Genomic DNA, 20559 nt, shown 5'->3' with positions numbered 1-20559 from the left:
TTGCCCACCACCTTTCTCTTCTTTGTCATTTTATTTCTATATAATGTATGTCTAACTTTATAAAAAGAATGGGACTGTATCACGTTTCTTGTAAATATGGACACATGAAAAGGACAGCTTCATTAATGGATGCTCATCTTCGGTAACTATTCCCCAAATTCAGCACCTGTAAATCACCTTGAAATTTCTTTTGGTTTTAATATTTCATGCAGGTTATGGAGAGTTTATGAACAATTTAAAAAGGTTCTTTTAATCCTGAAATATTTTGTGATAATATATAATAAGAATTCGTCTGGAAATTGAGGTGAATGGTTTGCGTTTCTTTTGGACATTTTTTTGGGGCTTTTTATTAATTCATATGGCGTCATACGTAGTAAATAATATGACGGGTGGTCATTACGATTTTATGACTGCAACAGTTTTATCAGTGATTGCAATCGTTGTCATATTCTTCATTGCTGCAGTTATCCCTAATGAGCCTGCGGCTAAGCATGATCATCATTAAAAACTTTTGTACTAAAATGATTCGACTAAAAAGCAAAAAAACCTACTGTGAACAGTAGGTTTTTTTGCTTTTTCATCTATTAAGGCTTACGTTTATATGTCCATTGGCGATTATGATTAGCTGTTTCAGGGAAACGATCTCCAGCCTTCAGTTTAATTTGGCCAGGGTTTTTTACATTGTCCCCTGTTTCACCTATTTCTACATAAATTCCGTTATTTGGTGCTTTTTGTCCTACACGAAAACGATGTTGTTGTCCCATTATTAACCTCCTCTCATCGCATTACTACTATTATCTCCAGATAGCTTATTTTCATGTAACGGACAGCGGGGACAGGTTCCTCGTCCCAGTGGGACGAGGAACCTGTCCCCGCGTCTATTTATGAAAGTAATTTCTTTAGTAATGCTTTTTGGACATGAAGTCTGTTTTCAGCTTGTTCAAATACAGCTGAGTGTTCACCGTCAATGATTGAGGATGTTACTTCTTCCTCACGGTGTGCAGGTAAGCAATGTAAGAAGTGATAATCAGCTTTTGCATGCTGAACAAGTTGATCATTTACTTGGAATTCTTTAAATGCAACCAAGCGTTCTTGTTGCTCACTTTCTTGACCCATGCTTGCCCATACATCTGTGTAAATGATATCAGCATCCTTAACAGCCTCAATTGGATCATGCGTAATTGTAATCGTTGCACCTGTTTCTTCTGCAAGCTTTTGAGCTTTCGCCACAATATCTGCATCAGGTTCATAGCCTTTTGGACACCCTAATGAAAAGTCCATTCCTACTTTGGCTGCAGCAATCATTAAGGAATGAGCAACATTGTTTCCATCACCTAAATATGCAGTTTTAACACCTTCAAACGTTTCTTTAAGACGGTAAATGGTCTTTAAGTCTGCAAGTGCCTGACAAGGGTGAAAAAGATCTGTTAATCCATTTATAACAGGGATACTGGCATGCTTGGCCAATTCCTCAATTTTATCATGACCAAAAGTACGGATCATAATTGCATCAACATAGCCGGACAATACTTTAGCAGTATCAGAAACAGGTTCTCCTCTTCCTAACTGAAGATCCTGACTACTTAAAAATAGAGCATGCCCGCCTAATTGAAGCATTCCTGTTTCAAATGATACCCGAGTTCTTGTAGATGATTTTTCAAAAATCATCGCAAGAGTTTTTCCTTGCAGGACAGGCTGAAGCGGGTTTTCTTCTAATTTAAATGCTTCATCGATTAAAGCAAGAATTTCCTCCTTACTATAATCAAGAAGGGTTAAAAAATCACGTTTTTCGACTGCTGTTTTATTTTTGACTTGTATACTCATATCTAATCACTACCTTCCTTAGCTTAGACGGAAACTTATTGGTTTTTCACCAAAGGCTTTAAATATTCCTGAATTGAAAATGCATCATCATCAGGTGCAGTAATGGCTTGTAAACAAGCATTTAGTGTTGAAAGATTTGTAAATAAAAGCATTCCTTTTTCAATCGCTTGTTGGCGTGCTAATTTCGCTTCATCACTGTCAATTAAAGAGACGAAAATACCTTTTTCTCCCTCAACCCATGCTTCAAACTCATCTGTTACAACTTCAAGTCCAGCTTCTTTTGCTGTTTTTTCTGCTTCTTCATCTTTCAAATCGAAAAAGATACTTCTTACATTCTCTAAATCCTTTGTATAGATCTTTCGATAAATAGCTTCTAAACTATTTCCGATACACATTCCTTCACCAGTTGCCTTCATTTCCGGTCCAAGTGTAATATCGACATCATGTAATGCATGACTTGAGAATACAGGATATTTCACTGCCACCATTTTATTAGGCTCTGCTGGTGTAATGTCTAGTTCTGTTATTTTCTTACCACATAATAAATTAGTAGCATGCTTAATAATCGGAATTCCTGTTACTTTACTAATGATTGGTGCTGTTCTACTCGCACGTGGGTTTACTTCCACAATATAAATTGTGCCCTCATTTATTAGGAATTGAATATTCATGATCCCACGGTAATTCAGCTTGCCAACCAACGCACTTGCATAACTTTCAATCACCTGTTTATTTTCATCTGTTAGATGTTGAGATGGAAGAATTGCCAAGCTGTCTCCTGAGTGAACTCCGGCTGGCTCAACATGCTCAATATAGGTTGGAATAAAGATATCTTGACCATCTGAGATAAGATCGATTTCACCCTCAAGTCCTTGCACGAATTGATCAATAAGGACTGGATAAATCATATTTGTATTTTCCGCAAGTAACTTCACTAACGTTTCTTCATTATGAACAACGACCATGCCTTTTCCGCCAATAACGTATGAAGGTCTTAGAAGCATAGGGAATCCAATTTCTTTAGCTCCTTTTAATGCTTCTTCTGCATTGTTAGCTGTTAAACCAGCTGCATGTGGGATCGATAATTCATCAAGTATTTGATAGAACTTGTCTCGATCCTCCAACCAATCCAATGTTTCAGTATCTGTTCCCAGCAGCTTTATGCCTGCAGATTCTAATTGTTCAGCAAGGTTAATAGCTGTCTGTCCACCATATTGAACAATAACAGAATCAATTCCCTCGGAATCAACGATATTTAACACTTGTTCAAGTGTGATAGGCTCAAAGTATAAACGGTCTGCTGTCTCAAAGTCAGTACTTACGGTTTCCGGATTATTGTTAATCATTACCGCTTCATAGCCTAATTGCTTTAACGCCTTAATACCATGAACAGCACTATAGTCAAATTCAATCCCTTGACCGATACGTATTGGACCTGAACCAATGATTAAGATCTTTTTGTTTTCCGTTAATTCAGGCTGCTCATTTTCACCAAAGTAAGTAGAATAGAAATAATTTGTACGAGCTTCGAATTCTGCCGCACATGTATCTACATATTTATAGGATGCTTTTACTCCTGCATCGAGTCTAGCCTTTCTCACTTCTGCTTCAGGTGCATCTAGTAAGAAGGAGATTGTCTTATCAGAGAAACCTTTTTCCTTCACTGTCGCGATGAATTCTGCATCAAGTGTTGAGATGGTCTTTTCTTGTATTTGCTGTTCAAGATCGATGATTCGCTGGAATACCGAAAGAAAATACACATCCATTTCAGTTTGATCATGGATTTCTTTTATTGTTATTCCATTTCTTAACAGTTCCATAACCGCGAAGAAGCGGCGATCATCTGTTTTATTCATGACTATTTTTAGTTCATCAATAGATAAATCTTTTAACTCTGGTAAATGTGTACCGATATTATCCAGTTCTAATGAGTCACAAGCCTTCTGAATAGCAGCCTCCAGATTACGTTCAATTGCCATAACTTCCCCTGTTGCCTTCATTTTTGTTCCAAGTTTACGATCTGCCTTATTAAACTTGTCAAAAGGCCATCTCGGGAATTTCACAACAACATAGTCAAGAGCCGGCTCGAAGCTAGCGTACGTGCTCATCGTTAGAGGATTTTTTAATTCATCTAATGTATACCCTACGGCAAGCTTAGCAGCAATTTTCGCAATAGGATAGCCAGTAGCTTTTGATGCTAATGCAGATGATCTGCTGACCCGTGGATTTACTTCAATAACATAGTATTGCTTGCTTTTAGGATCTAAAGCTAATTGAATGTTACATCCACCGATCACACCAAGAGCCGAAACAATCTTTACTGCTGCACTTCTTAGCATATGGTAATCCTGGTCTGTTAATGTTTGTGATGGTGCAACAACGATCGAGTCCCCTGTATGAACACCAACAGGATCAATGTTTTCCATATTACATACAGAAATACATGTTCCTTTATGATCACGAATCATTTCATATTCTACTTCTTTAAATCCTGCAATGCTTTTTTCAATTAAACATTGGGTAATCGGACTTGCTTGCAATCCACTTCTGACGATCTTCTTAAACTCTTCAAGATTTGAAGCAATCCCGCCGCCTTTCCCGCCCAGTGTATAGGCAGGTCTGATGATAATTGGAAATCCAATTTTATTGGAAAATTCAAGTGCCTCCTCCAATGTAGTTACAATAGAGCTCTCAGGGATTGGCTCATTTAAATCATACATTAATTGACGGAACTCATTTCGATCTTCACCTTTACGGATCGATTCAATTGAAGTGCCCAGCAATTGAACACCATATTTCTCTAAAACTCCAGCTTCATGAAGCTCCATCGCTAAGTTAAGACCTGTTTGACCACCTAGAGATGCAAGTAAGCCATCAGGTTTTTCTTTATCAATTATTTTTGTTAAACTTTCAACCGTTAATGGTTCAAAATACAAAACATCTGAAAATTCTTCATCTGTCATTATGGTTGCTGGATTGTTATTAACAAGCACTACTTGGTAGCCTTCTTCTTTTAAGGCAAGGCATCCTTGTGTTCCTGCATAATCAAATTCTGCGGCCTGCCCAATAACAATTGGGCCGGACCCGATGACAACGATTTTCTTGATAGATTGATTTTTAGACATAAAGTATATCTCCTTTAGCAACTGCGACTATCTCTAAAAATTCATCGAAGATCCATTCACTATCTGAAGGTCCTGGATGTGCCTCCGGATGAAATTGTGCTGTTAAAATTGGTAAACTTTTGTGAGTTAATCCTTCAATGGAATCATCATTGATATGATAAAAACGTATAGATAAGTCTGTATCATGTAGACTTTCTTTTATGACAACATAACTATGGTTTTGAGAGGTCATGAACGCTTTGTTTGTCTTTGTATCAAGAACAGGCTGGTTTGCTCCTCTATGTCCAAATAACAGTTTTGTCGTTTTAGCACCAAGAGATAAAGCAATTAATTGATGACCTAGACAAATCCCCAATGTTGGATAAGCAGACACAACTTCTTTTATTTGAGTAAAGTAACTTGATAATTGCTCTGGATCTCCAGGTCCATTTGATAATAAGACACCATCAGGCTTTAAATCAGCTACTTTATCGATCATTTTAAATGGTACTGTCGTGACTTTACAGCCTCTATTTAATAAGGATGTGAGAATTGATTTCTTATATCCAAAATCTATTAAAGCAATATGCTTTTCACCATTTCCGTATGTTTCAAGCTTATCTGACACAACTTCAAAGACTCCATCTTCAAAAATGGCACATGGTTGCTCAGCTAAAGTAGATTTTGTTGTAATCGTAGCTGCCATTGATCCATGATGACGGATTTTTTTCACCACTGCACGAGTATCGATATGATGAATAATTGGAATATTCCACTTTTCCAAATACTCTTTAAAACTATACTGTGCTTCAAAATGAGAATATTGTGATGTACCTTCATAAATAACAACGGCTTTGACTTGTGGTCGTTTACTTTCATCATCACTTATATTTACTCCGTAATTCCCGATCAGCGGATACGTAAATACAACAATTTGATTTTTATAAGAAGGATCTGTCAGAACTTCCTGATATCCTGTCATTCCTGTGAAAAATACAATTTCTCCGTTTATATTCTCGGAAGACCCGTGCTCAAGTACTCCTGTATAAACTGAACCATCCTCTAAATGGAGATATCCTTTCATCTGCTTACACCTCGTTTGACTTTAATTCTACTCTTTTCCCTCTTGGATAATTATTTAAACATGAGTATTTTTATTCAATCATTTGTAAAAAAAATGCTCAAATTAATGAGCTTCTACCGGATAGTCCACTGTTGAGAAAACATCTTCTAATGTTTTTACAGCTATATCTATTTCTTCATAAGAAACCGTTAATGGTGGTAGTAGACGAATAACATTAGAACCAGCTGGTAGAACAAGTAGCTTATTCTCTCTTAGTTGGTTAATAATTTCCGAAACTTGTTCCTTACATTCGATCCCGACTAATAGGCCTTTCCCACGAACATCATTTACAAGTGGATGCTTTCCTACTAAACTATTCAACTTTCCTACTAAATAGTTACTTTTTTCTTCCACTTCTATTAAGAATTTTTCATCAAAAATTTTGTCTAATGTAACTTTTGCTGCAGCCATAGCAATCGGATTTCCTCCAAAAGTAGATCCATGACTTCCAGCCTGGAATGTTTCAATGAGTGATTTTTGACCAATCATTGCCCCTACCGGTAACCCACTGCCAAGACCTTTTGCAGATGTAATAATGTCAGGCTTAATTCCGTAATACTGATAACCAAACGGCTTTCCGGTTCTGCCTACTCCTGTTTGAACCTCATCGATAATTAGTAACGCACCAATTTTCTCACACGTTTCTGATACTTTTTGAATGAACTCTTTTTCAGCTGGAACGACGCCACCTTCACCTTGAACAACTTCAAGCATAATTGCAGCTACATCACTTTCTAGCTTATCTAAAGCTGCTAGATCATTGTAAGGCAGGTACTGGAACGTTTCGAGCATAGGCCCAAAACCTTGTTGAATTTTCTCTTGCCCTGTTGCAGACATTGTTGCAAATGTTCTCCCATGAAATGATTGCAAAAAGGTAACAATCTTTGTCTTACCTGTATGTTTTCTAGCTAGCTTAATAGCTGCTTCGTTCGCTTCTGCACCACTATTGCAGAAAAATACTGCATCTCCGTCACTAGCTTCAACTAGAAGCTTTGCAACTTCCTCTTGAATCGGCTGGTGAAATAAATTGGACATATGCCAATATTTTGTGAGCTGCTCTTGAACAGCTTTTGTCACTTCTTCATTGGCATGGCCAAGGTTACAAACAGCAATACCTGAAATAAAGTCTAAATATTTGTTTTCATTTACATCGGTAACCCATGAACCCTTTGCCTCTTTAATTGTTACGTCCCAGCGTGCATATGTTGGAAATAAATAACTCATGATGACAAGACCTCCTTTTCACTCACAATTTTCGTTCCAATAAAAGCATCTTTTTCAATAAATGCTTGCTGACCACTTACAATCATCACTTCTTGACAAATATCAGAAAGTGTTGCAACAGCTGATTCTACCTTTGGTATCATTCCGCCTGTAATGACTTCATTCTTTATTAGCTCATCAATTTGAGACGGTGTTACGGTTTCAATGACTTGTTTTTCTTTGTTTAAAATACCGGGTACATCAGTTACAAATAAGAATTTTTCTGCTCCGACCGCATCTGCAATAGCTGCAGCAGCTAAGTCGGCATTCACGTTAAGGGTTTGATGTGTATCAGTGTTTGCAAGTGGCGCTACAACAGGAATATAGCCATTATCCATTAGTAATTCTACTGCCGATGTGTTAACTGATGTCACTTTTCCAACCATTCCTAGGTTTTCTTGATCTAAGAAATCCGCTAGCAACAGATGATCATCAGTTCCAGACAATCCAATCGATTTTAATCCCTTTTGGTTTAATAGACTTGTAAGGTGCTTATTAATTTTCCCCGCTAACACCATTTCAGCAACTTCCAGTACTTCTTCTGTTGTTTTCCGTTGACCATTGTAGAATTCTGTCTCAATTTTTAAAGCCTTCAGCATGTTTGTGATATCTGGACCGCCACCGTGTACGATCATCACCCTCCAATTTGAGGAAATCAATGCTTGTAAGCTAGTAAAAAAGGACTCTGACAATTGATGAACTGTACTTCCGCCACATTTTAATACAACTGTTTTTGACATAACAATCTCCCTTACGTTCTATAGCTTGCGTTTATCTTTACGTAATCATATGTTAAATCACAGCCCCAGGCTTTCCCGTTTTCTTCACCAACACCAAGATGAACTGTAATCTTGACTTGATCCTGCTTTAAGTATTCTGTGGCAACTTCCTCTGAAAATGATTGAGGACGATTATCTGTAAACAAACAAATATCTCCTAAGTAAATATCGATTTTCTCCGGCTCAACCTGTGCTTCACTATATCCTACTGCACAGATGATTCTTCCCCAGTTTGCATCCGCACCGTATACAGCTGTTTTGACAAGGCTGGATCCGACAATCTTCTTGGCAACCACATTCGCTTCCTGCTTTGTTTTTGCTCCTGTTACTTCTACCTCAATTAGCTTAGTTGCCCCTTCACCATCTTTAGCAATTTGTTTTGCTAACTCTTCACTTACTTTATGAAACGCTGCTTTAAACTCATTCCACTCTGGATGATCCTCATTTAACAGCTCATTTTCAGCTTGCCCATTCGCCATAACCAATACCATATCATTTGTTGATGTATCACCATCGACTGTGATTTGATTATATGTTTTATCTGTTGTTTTGCTTAATAGTGCTTGAAGTGATGCAGAATCAATCTTTGCATCTGTTGTCACAAAAGAAAGCATCGTTGCCATGTTTGGATGTATCATCCCTGAACCTTTAGCCGCCCCACCGATGGTAACCGTTTTGCCATCAATTTCAACTGAATAGCACGACGTTTTCATTACTAAATCTGTTGTTAAAATAGCTGTTTGGAAGGCTTCAGCAGCTTCAGGTTCAGCTTTAGGTTTTAATTGCTCAATTCCAGCACGGATTTTATCCATTTTTAAAAACTCTCCAATTACACCAGTTGATGCAACTGCTACATAATTGGGTTTAATGTTAAATAAACCCGCCGTTTTTTCTCTCATCTCATAGGCATCTTTTAACCCTTGTTCTCCTGTACATGCATTAGCATTCGCACTATTTACAATAATCGCCTGCAGCAATTTTTCTTCAGCAATGCTTTCCTGCGTTACTTTTAGTGGAGCTGCTTGGAAATGACTTTGAGTATAAACTGCTGCACAATTTGCTGGTACCTCACTGTAAATAACACCTAAGTCATTTCTTGAATACCTGAGTCCGGCATGAACACCGTCGCTTGAGAATCCTTTGGGTGTTACAATAGATCCATTTTCAATTTTCGTAATAGCAGATGTTTCTTTTGCTTGTAGCACTTCTTTTTCCTCCCTGGTTGTCATGATCAAAACTCTTATACAATGACATTGGTTTAGTCAATATGCCTCAATCTTCGAGTCTGACCTTCCATTTCATCTGCAAAGTAGTCTTTTATGGATAAATAGGTGCGAAATACAAGCCGGTTGTTTCCTCATATCCGTTCATTAGGTTAAAGTTTTGGACCGCTTGACCTGCTGCACCTTTCATTAAGTTGTCAATTACCGAAACAATCGTGATTCTTCCTGTCCGTTCATCAAGCTTTAGCCCGATGTCACAGAAGTTTGATCCGTACACTTCTTTTGTTGAAGGAAATACATGTTCCTCACGGATTCGTACAAAAGGAGAGTCAGCATAAAAGCTTTTATATAAATCTAGTAATTTTTCTGTTGTATATGATTCTTCAACACTTGCATAAATGGTTGCCATGATTCCACGAGTCATTGGAATTAAATGAGTTGAGAATGTAATAGCACCAACTGCTTCATTTAAAGAGTGAAGAGCCTGCTCAACTTCCGGCACATGCTGGTGTTCATGAACTTTATATATTTTCGTATTTTCATTCACTTCAGAATAGTGTGTCGCCTGTGATGCATTGCGTCCTGCACCGGATACTCCAGTTTTAGCATCTACAATAATGGATTGCACATCGATGATTTTGTTTTGGACAACAGGTGCCAAACCTAAAATCGTTGCTGTTGGGAAGCACCCTGGATTTGCAAGAATATCAGCATTTCTGATTTCTTCCTTATTAAGCTCAGATAGTCCGTAAACAGCTTTCTCTAATACATCATCTGATACACATGGTCTTTTATACCAATGCTCATAAGCTAATCTGTCTTTTAACCTTAAGTCACCTGATAGATCGATAATTTTCACATTTGATCCTTGAAACTTTGGTGTTAAGTCCCTTGAAACTCCAGGCGGTGTGGCAAGAAACAAAAACTGTAAGTCATTTTTTATTTCTTCAACGTTGATATCTCTTAATATATGATTACTTAATTGATGCAGATGTGGAAACGAGTTGCTATATGGAACATCCATTTCTGAAGATGAATAGAGTATACATTCTTCTACATGTGGATGATTGGATAATATACGATATAATTCGACTCCACCATATCCTGTGGCTCCGATAATTCCGACTTTCACCAAATCACCTTCTCTTAAGTTCGTTATCTAAATTATTTCTCAATTATAAGTATGTATAAAAATAAAATCAAGTGTATAAATAATATTTTTGCTAATTTTTCAAAAAAATCATGATATTGAAAGGTTTTATAGGAAATTACGCGTTTTTATACGACATTATATATATGCATCTAATTGTATAAAATATTTGAAAATTGAATAGTGATTACATAAGGGTGGGTTTCGCGTACACTTGAAGTTTTTTGATAACACTTTCATATTCTATGGATTGAAATGTGGATTGCCACAGATTTAGGGATAATTATTTGTCATGGAATTCTGTCGCTATGTAATATGTATTGTTATGGTTGTTATAGGTAAAAATTGGTTCGTTCCAGACACTCGCTTTCCGCGGGGAGGAAGCTGAGCCTCCTTCGGCTTCGCCTGTGGGGTCTCACCCTTTCCTCACTTCCCGCAGGAGTCGAGTGCCTTCCGCTCCATTCCAATAAAGAGTTAAATTAATATTTTCAATCATAAATCTTTGCGAAAATAGTTTATAAAAAAAGTCAAAAAAAAGTAACTCAATATACAAATGATCTTCACTTAAATAGTGATGATCATCCATACAAGAGTTACTTTTACCCGCTTTTATTGAATTCCTAACGCGATTTTTGCTATTCTTGACATTTTATCTCTGGACCAAGGTGGATTCCATACGATATTAACTTCTGTACTTTTTACTTCGGGGATATCTTGAAGGGCTACTTTGATTTGTTCAACAATCGTAGCTGCTAGAGGACATCCCATTGAAGTTAAGGTCATTGTTACAATGGTATGGCCTTCCTCATCTTGTTCCACATCGTATACGAGACCAAGGTTGACAATGTCTACACCAAGCTCAGGGTCTATAACTGTTTCTAACGCACCGTAAATATTGTCTTTTAATAATTCATCCATTATTTTAAACACTCCTTTCTGCTAGTTCCTAGTTTGAGTATAGTAAAAGTTTTGAGTCAATGAAAGCATTATGCTTTCATTACAAATACCTCTCAAACCATTCCACCAATGCCAAGACACCTTCTCTTGATACTTTATGATCTGCTATTGGATCGGCTATAAAGTGGAGTTTCTCTGGTTCTTTTTCATACATCGGAACAATATCTTTATAAAATTGATAGGTTGGAGCAAATGGGACAACTTGATCACGCTCACCATGCCAAAAGAGTAATGGACGAAGTTGAAGTTTCTCTGTTTGAAGGCTTAAATCAAAGGGCTGCAGTAAGGAAAGCTGCTCTTCAATTTCTTCATTAGAAAGCGGAATTTCTGTACCGCTTTGCTTTATTGTGTAAAGCTGACTTTTTAGAAGCTCAGTATAACAAGGACTTCCCATTAAACTAACAGCTGCTTTAATCCAATCATATTGTGTCAGAGAACCTAAAGTTGTAATCCCGCCCATAGAAGTACCGGCAAGTCCAATTTTGTTAGGATGTATTAATTCATTATTTTCAAAGTATTGTTTGATTTTATTCACTTCTTCAATTTCATTTAGAACAATTTTCCAAAACCTGAAGGCAAGCTCTTTAGTACCATATTGCTCACTTCTTTCACCATGATACAATGCTTCCGGCAAAGCAACCCTAAATCCTTTTTCCGCCAAATAATAAGCAATATGGAGATTATTTTCCTTTGCACTTGTAAAACCGTGAATAAACATCACGAAAGGTGTTTTTGTCTCTTTTAACGACTCTTCCACAACGTGTAAGGTCGGAATACCTTCTATATGTAATTTCTCTACAATAATCAATGAAAAAGCGCCTCCCTAGTTATTTTCCCACTTATTGAGTGTAACATGTAGACATTAAACTTGGAAAAAAGATACACTAATAATGAAAAGCAGCAACAAATGTAAGAAAATTTCACAAAATATTTCATTTTAAAAAGGAGACGTTATGGATACAAAACCTTATTTAATCGCTTTAGATTTAGATGGGACACTATTAAAAGATGACAAGACCATTTCAGCTTATAACAAAGAAATGATAAAAAAAGCGAAAGAAGCTGGTCATGTTGTTTGTATCGCAACAGGAAGGCCATTCCGTTCAAGCTCCATTTACTATGAAGAATTAGAACTAACAACACCAATTGTAAACTTTAATGGTGCTTATGTTCATCATCCAAAAGATGATAATTGGGGAACTTATCATACTACACTCGATTTAGAAGTTGTGAAAGAAATCATCACTGTAGCTGAAGAGCACCATTTACATAATGTATTAGCCGAGATTATTGATGACGTGTATTTCCATTTACATGATGAAAAACTAATTGATGTTTTTAGCATGGGACACCCGAATATCACAATTGGAGACTTACGTGAAAACTTAGGTCAAGATGTAACAAGTATTCTTATTCATGCAGCTGAAGAAGATGTAGAAAAAATAAGAACTTATCTATCAGACGTTCATGCTGAAGTTGTTGACCATAGAAGATGGGCTGCACCTTGGCATGTAATTGAAATCATTCGGGCAGGAATGAATAAAGCAATTGGCTTACAAAAAATTGCTTCTTACTATAATATCCCGCAGGATCGGATCATTGCTTTTGGTGATGAAGACAATGACTTGGAAATGCTTCAATATGCAGGTCAGGGAGTCGCAATGGGAAATGCAATTGATGAACTAAAGAAAGTTGCGAATAAAGAAACAAAAACAAATGAAGAAGATGGAATTGCTCATTACTTAAAAGAAGTACTCTCCCTTTAGGGCACTTGAAAAACTCAAACAAATAAGATACATATTGCCATTTATATTATTTGCAGGAATGTACAAAATAATCTAGACGCGAAGTTAGCGTCAACACATATAAGGGGGGCTTTTTCAATGGGTAAACGTAACAAATCACGACGTTTTGTACAACAAGGCAAAGATACAGTTACTAAACACGATGAGAGGTTCCCTTACCATTCAACACTTTCTGAATCAGAACAACATAAATCAAATAAAACTGACGACAGTTTGCTTGGAGGTTTTTAAATGACAAATCAATTATTCCAACAAGCACGTGAAGCTGTCGCATATGCCAATTCAGTTGCCACAGGCTCTCAGCAAGGTGATAAATATGAAGCTGTCTTAAAAGCAAAAAATGCCTTGTCCTCAGCTTATGCAAATTGCACCGATGCTGAAAGAGCTCAATTAAGAGAGTTTCAACAAGCGATTGACTCCATTTAAGCTATTTGGACTGACCTTCAGTTTACTTATCTGAAGGTACAGTCCATTCTCTTTCCATTGTGAGATTTTCATCCTTATGAGATAAAACGGAAACTTTCGCCGTGTATTTGCCAGCCGGCAACCTTTCATGTTGCCAAATTTCTTCCCACTCCATACTTTCACCGGATTTAATTAAAGCTGTCTCAAGTGCTTGTGAAAACATTTTTCCCTCTGAATAAATAAACACTTCTTCCCCTTTATCATTTGTTACATTAATTTCATATTTTTGACTACTATGAAATTCCAGCTTTTTCAATTGATCTGATTGATTTGTTAAGGTGATAATAAATTGGGTTTCTTTAGAAGAGGGCATCACTTGAAAATCCAACTTGAGTTCATTGCTCATGACTTCCAGTACCTCCATTTCCTGATTTGGCTCCCCAGTTGCATTACCTTTGTTATCAGAAGTGCAACCTGTGAGCAGCAGGGATATTAGTACACTCATTAGAAATAATGATAATCTCATTTCTATTCTATTCCTTTCTAAAGAAGCCAAATATCCCTGTTGTTTGAACAATATTTGTAAATGCATTCGGATCTTCTTCTTTAATAATTTTTTCAAGGTCATATAGTTCATATCTTGTAATAACGATAATAAGCATATCTTTCGGTTCATTTGTAAATGCACCTTTCGCAGGAATCATTGTGATTCCTCTAACCAAACGGGAATGAATGGCCGCCTTTAACGAATCTGCCTTTTTCGTAATGATCATGGCTGTTAATTTTGCATGTCTTGTATGAATTGCATCAATTACCCTAGTTGATACATAAAGAGCTACCAATGTATACAATGCCTTTTCCCATCCATATAATAAACCTGCTGTAAGAATAATTATTGAATTAAATAAAAAGAAATAGGTTCCAACCGGCTTATCCTTCATCCGGGATAAAATCATGGCAATAATATCTAGACCTCCTGTTGAGGCACCGTATTTTAAGGTAATCCCAACCCCAACAGCAACAATTACACCGCCAAACACTGCATTCAGTAAAATATCTTGGGAAAATGAATGGAGGGGTACTATTCCTAAAAACACGGTTGTGGCTGCAACACTCAAGAAACTGTATAAAGTAAATGATTTCCCTACTTTTAACCATCCTAAAATGGCAACTGGTATATTTAATAGTAATAGTAACACACCGGTCGAAATAAAAAATGGTGTATATTCCTCAAGTATGCTAGATAGAAGCTGGGCAATCCCAGTAAATCCGCTTGCATATACATTTGCAGGGATTAGAAACATGTTTAAGCCAACAGCATTTAAAAAAGCACCTATTATGACGACAATAATCTTCATTGTTTCATTTTTAAGCATGTAATCTGCTCCTTATAATAAAATCTCTCCTTGCTCTAGTTTTTCCCAACTTTACTTCATTTGAATACAAAGATTGTATTTTATCAATAGAATGAATAAACTAAACATATAAAGCTTTTTTTACATATAACAATTCGAGGTACTTCTCGAATGTAATGAGGTGTTAAAATGAATGTTCACATTTTAGCTGATAGTGCTTCAGATTTACCAATTGAGTTTTTCGAAGAAAACTCCGTTTCGTTTCTCCCTTTAAGCGTTGAAATTGATGGAAAACAACTCGAGGACCAAAAAGAAATTAAACCGAAAGAAATCTATGATGCCATGCGAGAAGGAACAGTGGTAAAAACTTCTCAAATATCACCTTCTTTATTTAAAGATGTATTTACTGATCTGGCCAAAAAGGGAACCCCTAGTTTATATGTATGTTTTTCATCAGAGCTCTCAGGGACATACCAAACAGCCATGATGATTCGAAATGAAGTACTGGAAGAATTCCCGGAGTTTGAGTTATCTATTATCGACTCTAAATGTGCTTCACTAGGTTGTGGCTTAGCTGTTAAATACGCAGTTGATCTTGCCAAAGGCGGACAACCTCTCTCTAAAATAGAAGCTGCGGTAAGAAATTACTGCAAAAAGATTGAACATATTTTTACTGTTGATAACTTAGAATACTTAGCACGTGGCGGCAGAATCAGCAAAGCATCTGCGTTTGTTGGCGGGTTATTAAATATAAAGCCTCTCCTTCATGTTGAAGACGGAAAGCTCGTGCCCCTTGAAAAAATAAGAGGCCGTAAAAAAGTGTTCAGACGAATTATTGAATTGATGAAGGAACGCGGTGTGAATCTTGAAAATCAAACAATCGCCGTAAGCCATGGTGATGATGAGGAAGCTGCCAATGAGATGAAAGCGTTAATACAAGAGGCCTTTTCACCGAAAGAGGTTTATGTGAATCTTGTCGGGGCAGTTATTGGGGCTCATTCCGGACCGGGAACACTCGCGATTTTCTTTTTAAATGATGAGGTATAACACATAGGAGCATTTTTGATTGGGAATGATAAGCTTACATTCGTTTGAAAGGAGCTTCATCATGCCACATACTAGTGATAATGATAAAAAAGCACAAGACAACAACGCGAAACGTCATGAGAAAAACATGATGCGTGAAAAAAACCGCCAAAAAGGTGAAAGACAATATTCTAAAGAAACAGACCATAAATAAGGTAAAAAGGGTGATTCTTTGATAGAACCACCCTTTTCTTTATTTTAATTTAAAATAATTCATCGTTGATTGTAAGTCATCCGTCAGTTTTCTTAACATCTCAACCTTTTCCACAATTTTTTCAAACGCAGACAGCTGCTCCGTCGTAGAGGCGGAAATTTCTTCGTTTCCTGCTGCTGTTTCCTCTACTACTGCACTAATACTTTCCACACTATTCAACACCTGTTCACCAAACTGTTTTGAGGTATTCATTCCATCAACTAAAGACGTGAGCCTCTTCATCATTTCATCTACTCTATCACCGATCTTTACAAATGCTTCAGTCGTTGTATTCATAGATTGTTGCTGATCATCTGCAATGACCACACCTTCTTGAACCGCTTGTCTCACTTCAGAAATGCCTTCTTTAATTTTATCAACCATGTTGAAGATATGCTTCGTTGAATTGGTAGCTTCTTCTGCTAATTTTCTGACCTCATCCGCGACAACAGCAAAGCCTTTTCCAGCTTCCCCAGCACGCGCTGCTTCGATCGCTGCGTTTAATGCCAACAGGTTTGTTTGATCTGCTATACCTGAAACAGTCTTTGCCATGTCTTCAATTTCAGTCGTATATTCCGCAAATGTCTTCGTTGCTGCATCTATTTGTTGACTTGTTTGTTGATTTTTCACCATTAAAGTTCGTTGCAATTCAATGGCTCCTTGACCATCCGTTATAACTGAGACAACCTCAGTTCCAAACGTAACCGATTCTTCTGAACTACGGACATTTTCCTTAAAGTTATTGTCCATTTGTTCAATTAATGTTACTGCATCTTGTAAGTCACTGGAAATACTTTGCGTACCAATTGACATTTCATTTGTTGAAACAGCCACTTGGTTTGTTATGGCTGTTAGTCCTCTATTTTCTGTATCTAAATCTCTTGCGAAGCTTTCGACATTAGTACTTGCTGTTTCTATAGAGAACAATAATTCTTTCAGCTGCTCAACCATTTGGGTAAACGAGCTGTTCAATGAACCTAATTCGTCTTTTCCTTTATACGTAATTGTTTCAACAACAAGATTTCCTGAAGCAATTTCTTTTGCATTTTTAGATAATTGCTTCAGAGGACGTGTAATTGAATTTGTTATTTTCATTGTGATAAATAACGATAGTCCTATTAAAACAATACTTCCAACAATCGCTGAGATAATAACAAAAGATATTTGATTCGCTAATTCCCGTTGTAAGATTGAATATTGTTCATTTGCATATTCGTTTAACAGATGAATATCGTTTAAAACTCCATTCAACCGGTTCGACTGTCGCTTCGCTTCCGGACCAACTTTACTATCCAAAACCGTATTCACTTCATCTTTCCACTGCTCGTATTTTGAGGTTGCTTTATTTAAGGTTTCCACACTTTTCTCATAAGTGATATCTTTTTTTAATTCTGCCAATAATTCTTCACTATTCGAAATACTTACTAAAACCTCTTCCTTTTGTGCATCTGTTCCAGTGATGGAAAAATTATTTAATCCCTGCTTTGTAGAATTCATTTCCGCCTGGAGCTTTTGTACATTTAATAACGTATTTACTTCACCTTGGTTGGATGATTGAATGGAAAGCATATTAAAAATAATGAACGCAATCATTAATATCGCAATGATTAAAACACTCATTGAGTTAAATAAAATCTTATTCTTAATGGTCATAGTATCCTCCTAGCTGTCACTTGATAGTTTCTTTTTCCATTCCTCGATGATGTCTTGTTGTTCTTTTGAAAATGGAAACACTCTCAGAGGAGCCAGTCCTATTCCATCATCCTCAATCCCTAATTCAATGTGTCCTGTTTGCACTTTATTGTTCTTTATTAACTGTTCCGCTAATTGATACATTGCCACATCAACATTTTTTAACATGGAAGTCACAACCGCCTTTTCTGCATAAAAATATTGATCACTGTCTACTCCAATTGCCAACACTTTGTTTGCTTGTGCTTCCTTCAACATCCCAACGCCGGTAAACCCTGCTGCAGCATATAAGACATCAACATCGTTCTGTATCATTTCACGAGCTAACTTCGCACCTAATTGATCATTACCAAAGTCATTCGCATATGTAGCCTCAACCTGTATTGAAGGATTAATTGATTTTGCACCTTCTTCAAAACCTTCTTCAAATTTATGAATGAGCGGAACATCATCTCCGCCAATAAACCCGATTTTATTAGTTTTTGTCGTTAACGCTGCAACAACTCCAGCTAAAAAACTGCCTTGATCTTCCTTGAATGTAATGGATGTAACGTTTTTCAATTCCGAAATTGCATCAATTAAAATAAATTGTTGATCCGGGTATTTTTTAGCTATCTTTTCAAGATCCTCCTGCACCATAAAACCAAGACCAACAACGATATCATGATCCTCTTCTACCAGCTCAGTTAAACCATTTTCATATGTTTCTGATTCCTTTAATTCGCGGTAATCAAATCTTATACCCAGTTCATCCCTCGCTTTTATTAATCCATTGAAAGCTGAATCACTAAAGGATTGATCTCCCAACCCTACATCAGACAGCATAATCCCAATCTTCACCTTCTCATCTACTCTACTGGTTGCTTCTTCCTGGGAACAACCAGCTATCGCGAAAAGAAATACTAACCCCAACACGGATGCTATTTTCTTGATGATCATATTAAACCCTCTCTTTAAAACTATTTTTATGCCAATACTTGTATCGTCAATAAAGTCACAGTTTTAAAGAGTTTTCTACAAATCAAAAAAGGTTTTCACTTTTCTAAAAAGTGAAAACCATTACATCCATTATTCGTTGTTATCCTCTTCTTTAAAGTACGTCCAGCCATCCTTTTGATACACACGACCATTTTTCATCAAATGCCCTAGTGCTCGTTTAAAGGCACCTTTGCTCAAATTAAATCTCTCTTTTATATCCTCTGGATCACTTTTGTCAGTGTAAGGCATTGAACCATTTCTTTGTTGCATGTAGGCATAAATTTTTTCAGCATCACCGCTTTGTGCTTCATGCTTACGAGGAAGGAGCGAAACATTAATTGTTCCATCCTCTTTTACATCAATCACTCTTCCTGTCACCGTTTCACCCAATCTTGGTTCAACTTCACGCTGAGATGAATGAATAAACCCTTTATATCCTTCTTCTGTTAAAATAAATGAACCAGCCACAATCATTCGGTAAACTGTTCCTTTTACCTCTTTATTAAATAACGAGCGGTCTGCTTCCTTCATCAACGGTTCAACGATTTCTTCTGTTGCTAACCGAACAAAAAATCGGCCATTGCCTGAAACCTTTAATGTACAATATAGCTTGTCCCCTACATTTGGCCAAACCTCTCTTAAAAATGGAAGATGATCTTTCGCAACAAGACCGTCTTTACTTAACCCGATATCCACGAATGCTCCCATGTCTTCTACAATATCGACAACCTCAACCCAACCATAGGTATCTTCTGTAATATATGGTTTTTTCATTGTGGCATATAGTCGATCTTGTGCATCAACGCCAAAAAAGACCTCAATCTTATCGCCTTCTTCTACTTCTCCTAGCACTTCATTATTATGTAAAAGCACTCGTTCTCTTCCATCTGTTAGAAAGTAACCGTAATCTACCTTTTCATCTATTGTTAATGTTGCAAACGTACCTGGGATCATAAATGTATCCTCTCTTTCTTCTTTCTGTAAAAAAATTCATTAGACCAACTTCAAAAGTTGTGATCATTGTTTTATTTTACTATAATCAACCTATATTATATACGTATTGGAGGATAATTATGGCGAAAGATAGTTCATTTGATATTGTATCAAAGATTGAGTTTCCAGAAGTAACGAATGCGATTAATATTGCAATGAAAGAAATTGCGACAAGATATGACTTTAAGGGGAGCAAAAGCAACATCTCTCTAGAGAAAGAAGAGCTCGTTCTCGTTTCTGACGATGAATATAAGCTTGAGCAATTAAAGGATGTTCTTATTTCCAAACTCATTAAACGTAATGTTCCAATTAAAAATATTTCGTATAAAAAAGTTGAGAATGCTTCAGGCGGGACTGTTCGTCAAAGAGCTGAACTTGTTTCAGGCATTGACAAAGATAATGCTAAAAAGATAAATAGCATTATTAAAGACAAGGGCTTAAAAGTAAAATCCCAAATCCAGGATGATCAAATTCGTGTAACAGGCAAAAGTCGTGACGATCTTCAACAAGTTATTGCAGCCATTAGAGAAGCCGACTTATCAATCGATGTGCAATTCATTAATTATCGATAACATCGTTAGCAGGGTTGGACTATTATAGTTCAGCCCTATTTTTCACCCAAATTACTT

Annotated in this window: 22 protein-coding genes; 7 read left to right on the top strand and 15 right to left on the bottom strand. The window is 36.7% G+C overall.

All coding sequences use genetic code 11. The annotated features are described in order from the left end of the window. Window positions 1-313: 313 nt before the first annotated feature. On the top strand, window positions 314-505 hold the full coding sequence (locus tag HWV59_RS05835) for a YjzD family protein (protein WP_102228411.1): 192 nt from the start codon (window positions 314-316) through the stop codon (window positions 503-505). Window positions 506-584: 79 nt separating this feature from the next. On the opposite strand, the gene HWV59_RS05830 is transcribed toward HWV59_RS05835, so the two are convergent. The 10 genes from HWV59_RS05830 to HWV59_RS05785 form a co-directional block, all read right to left on the bottom strand. Beyond that, window positions 585-764: a YjzC family protein gene (locus tag HWV59_RS05830; protein WP_026561040.1), complete on the bottom strand. Its 180-nt coding sequence runs from the start codon at window positions 762-764 to the stop codon at window positions 585-587. A 118-nt stretch (window positions 765-882) separates the two neighbouring features. Beyond that, window positions 883-1818, bottom strand: coding sequence for an ornithine carbamoyltransferase (argF, locus tag HWV59_RS05825; RefSeq protein WP_407941615.1), 936 nt, complete (start codon window positions 1816-1818; stop codon window positions 883-885). A 41-nt stretch (window positions 1819-1859) separates the two neighbouring features. Next, a complete protein-coding gene (locus HWV59_RS05820; protein ID WP_175638296.1) occupies window positions 1860-4949 on the bottom strand; it encodes a carbamoyl phosphate synthase large subunit in 3090 nt (1029 codons plus the stop codon). After that, complete coding sequence (locus HWV59_RS05815) at window positions 4942-6012, bottom strand: carbamoyl phosphate synthase small subunit (RefSeq protein WP_102228408.1); 1071 nt, start codon at window positions 6010-6012, stop codon at window positions 4942-4944. The genes HWV59_RS05820 and HWV59_RS05815 overlap by 8 nt, the downstream gene beginning before the upstream one ends. Window positions 6013-6114: 102 nt before the next feature. After that, on the bottom strand, window positions 6115-7275 hold the full coding sequence (locus HWV59_RS05810; protein WP_175638295.1) for an acetylornithine transaminase: 1161 nt from the start codon (window positions 7273-7275) through the stop codon (window positions 6115-6117). Continuing rightward, on the bottom strand, window positions 7272-8054 hold the full coding sequence (gene argB, locus HWV59_RS05805; RefSeq protein WP_102228406.1) for an acetylglutamate kinase: 783 nt from the start codon (window positions 8052-8054) through the stop codon (window positions 7272-7274). Before argB ends, HWV59_RS05810 begins: the two co-directional genes overlap by 4 nt. Before the next feature lie 11 nt (window positions 8055-8065). Next, complete coding sequence (gene argJ / locus HWV59_RS05800) at window positions 8066-9298, bottom strand: bifunctional ornithine acetyltransferase/N-acetylglutamate synthase (RefSeq protein WP_102228818.1); 1233 nt, start codon at window positions 9296-9298, stop codon at window positions 8066-8068. A 112-nt stretch (window positions 9299-9410) separates the two neighbouring features. Beyond that, window positions 9411-10448 carry an N-acetyl-gamma-glutamyl-phosphate reductase gene (gene argC / locus HWV59_RS05795; protein ID WP_102228405.1) on the bottom strand — a complete coding sequence of 346 codons (1038 nt, stop codon included), beginning with the start codon at window positions 10446-10448 and terminating at the stop codon, window positions 9411-9413. A gap of 627 nt (window positions 10449-11075) precedes the next feature. After that, complete coding sequence (locus HWV59_RS05790; protein ID WP_102228404.1) at window positions 11076-11384, bottom strand: metal-sulfur cluster assembly factor; 309 nt, start codon at window positions 11382-11384, stop codon at window positions 11076-11078. 79 nt (window positions 11385-11463) lie between these two features. Then, on the bottom strand, window positions 11464-12231 hold the full coding sequence (locus HWV59_RS05785) for a prolyl oligopeptidase family serine peptidase (protein ID WP_175638294.1): 768 nt from the start codon (window positions 12229-12231) through the stop codon (window positions 11464-11466). A 145-nt stretch (window positions 12232-12376) separates the two neighbouring features. Between HWV59_RS05785 and HWV59_RS05780 the strand changes: the two genes are divergently transcribed. The 3 genes from HWV59_RS05780 (at window position 12377) to HWV59_RS05770 (ending at window position 13654) form a co-directional block, all read left to right on the top strand. Further along, window positions 12377-13189: a Cof-type HAD-IIB family hydrolase gene (locus HWV59_RS05780; protein WP_102228402.1), complete on the top strand. Its 813-nt coding sequence runs from the start codon at window positions 12377-12379 to the stop codon at window positions 13187-13189. A gap of 117 nt (window positions 13190-13306) precedes the next feature. Beyond that, window positions 13307-13459: a hypothetical protein gene (locus HWV59_RS05775; RefSeq protein ID WP_175638293.1), complete on the top strand. Its 153-nt coding sequence runs from the start codon at window positions 13307-13309 to the stop codon at window positions 13457-13459. Next, window positions 13460-13654 (top strand): DUF3813 domain-containing protein, encoded by a 195-nt coding sequence (locus HWV59_RS05770; RefSeq protein WP_102228401.1) that lies wholly within the window; start codon window positions 13460-13462, stop codon window positions 13652-13654. It abuts the gene before it with no gap. Window positions 13655-13676: 22 nt separating this feature from the next. On the opposite strand, the gene HWV59_RS05765 is transcribed toward HWV59_RS05770, so the two are convergent. Both HWV59_RS05765 and HWV59_RS05760 read right to left on the bottom strand, forming a co-directional pair. Next, window positions 13677-14159, bottom strand: coding sequence for a BsuPI-related putative proteinase inhibitor (locus tag HWV59_RS05765; protein ID WP_175638292.1), 483 nt, complete (start codon window positions 14157-14159; stop codon window positions 13677-13679). A gap of 7 nt (window positions 14160-14166) precedes the next feature. Next, window positions 14167-15009, bottom strand: a complete 843-nt coding sequence (locus HWV59_RS05760) for a YitT family protein (RefSeq protein ID WP_175638291.1) — start codon at window positions 15007-15009, stop codon at window positions 14167-14169. Between the two features lie 168 nt (window positions 15010-15177). Between HWV59_RS05760 and HWV59_RS05755 the strand changes: the two genes are divergently transcribed. Together HWV59_RS05755 and HWV59_RS05750 are read left to right on the top strand one after the other, a co-directional pair. Continuing rightward, on the top strand, window positions 15178-16035 hold the full coding sequence (locus HWV59_RS05755) for a DegV family protein (RefSeq protein WP_175638290.1): 858 nt from the start codon (window positions 15178-15180) through the stop codon (window positions 16033-16035). A 61-nt stretch (window positions 16036-16096) separates the two neighbouring features. Beyond that, window positions 16097-16228: a DUF3941 domain-containing protein gene (locus HWV59_RS05750; RefSeq protein ID WP_102228397.1), complete on the top strand. Its 132-nt coding sequence runs from the start codon at window positions 16097-16099 to the stop codon at window positions 16226-16228. A 39-nt stretch (window positions 16229-16267) separates the two neighbouring features. On the opposite strand, the gene HWV59_RS05745 is transcribed toward HWV59_RS05750, so the two are convergent. From HWV59_RS05745 to HWV59_RS05735, 3 genes are all read right to left on the bottom strand, one after another. Further along, window positions 16268-17920: a methyl-accepting chemotaxis protein gene (locus HWV59_RS05745; protein ID WP_175638289.1), complete on the bottom strand. Its 1653-nt coding sequence runs from the start codon at window positions 17918-17920 to the stop codon at window positions 16268-16270. A 9-nt stretch (window positions 17921-17929) separates the two neighbouring features. Beyond that, window positions 17930-18892: a BMP family lipoprotein gene (locus HWV59_RS05740; protein WP_407941614.1), complete on the bottom strand. Its 963-nt coding sequence runs from the start codon at window positions 18890-18892 to the stop codon at window positions 17930-17932. 135 nt (window positions 18893-19027) lie between these two features. After that, the gene (locus HWV59_RS05735) at window positions 19028-19891 is read right to left on the bottom strand and encodes a CvfB family protein (RefSeq protein ID WP_175638287.1); all 864 of its coding nucleotides are present in this window, start codon (window positions 19889-19891) and stop codon (window positions 19028-19030) included. A 119-nt stretch (window positions 19892-20010) separates the two neighbouring features. Here HWV59_RS05735 and HWV59_RS05730 point away from each other — a divergent pair, with 119 nt between their 5' ends. Further along, the gene (locus HWV59_RS05730) at window positions 20011-20502 is read left to right on the top strand and encodes a YajQ family cyclic di-GMP-binding protein (RefSeq protein WP_102228393.1); all 492 of its coding nucleotides are present in this window, start codon (window positions 20011-20013) and stop codon (window positions 20500-20502) included. The last annotated feature ends 57 nt before the right edge of the window (window positions 20503-20559 follow it).

Source organism: Metabacillus schmidteae, from assembly GCF_903166545.1.
GTDB classification, from domain to species: domain Bacteria; phylum Bacillota; class Bacilli; order Bacillales; family Bacillaceae; genus Metabacillus; species Metabacillus schmidteae.
The sequence above is the reverse complement of the archived record's forward strand: the minus strand, read 5'-3'. Positions and strand labels throughout refer to the sequence as shown.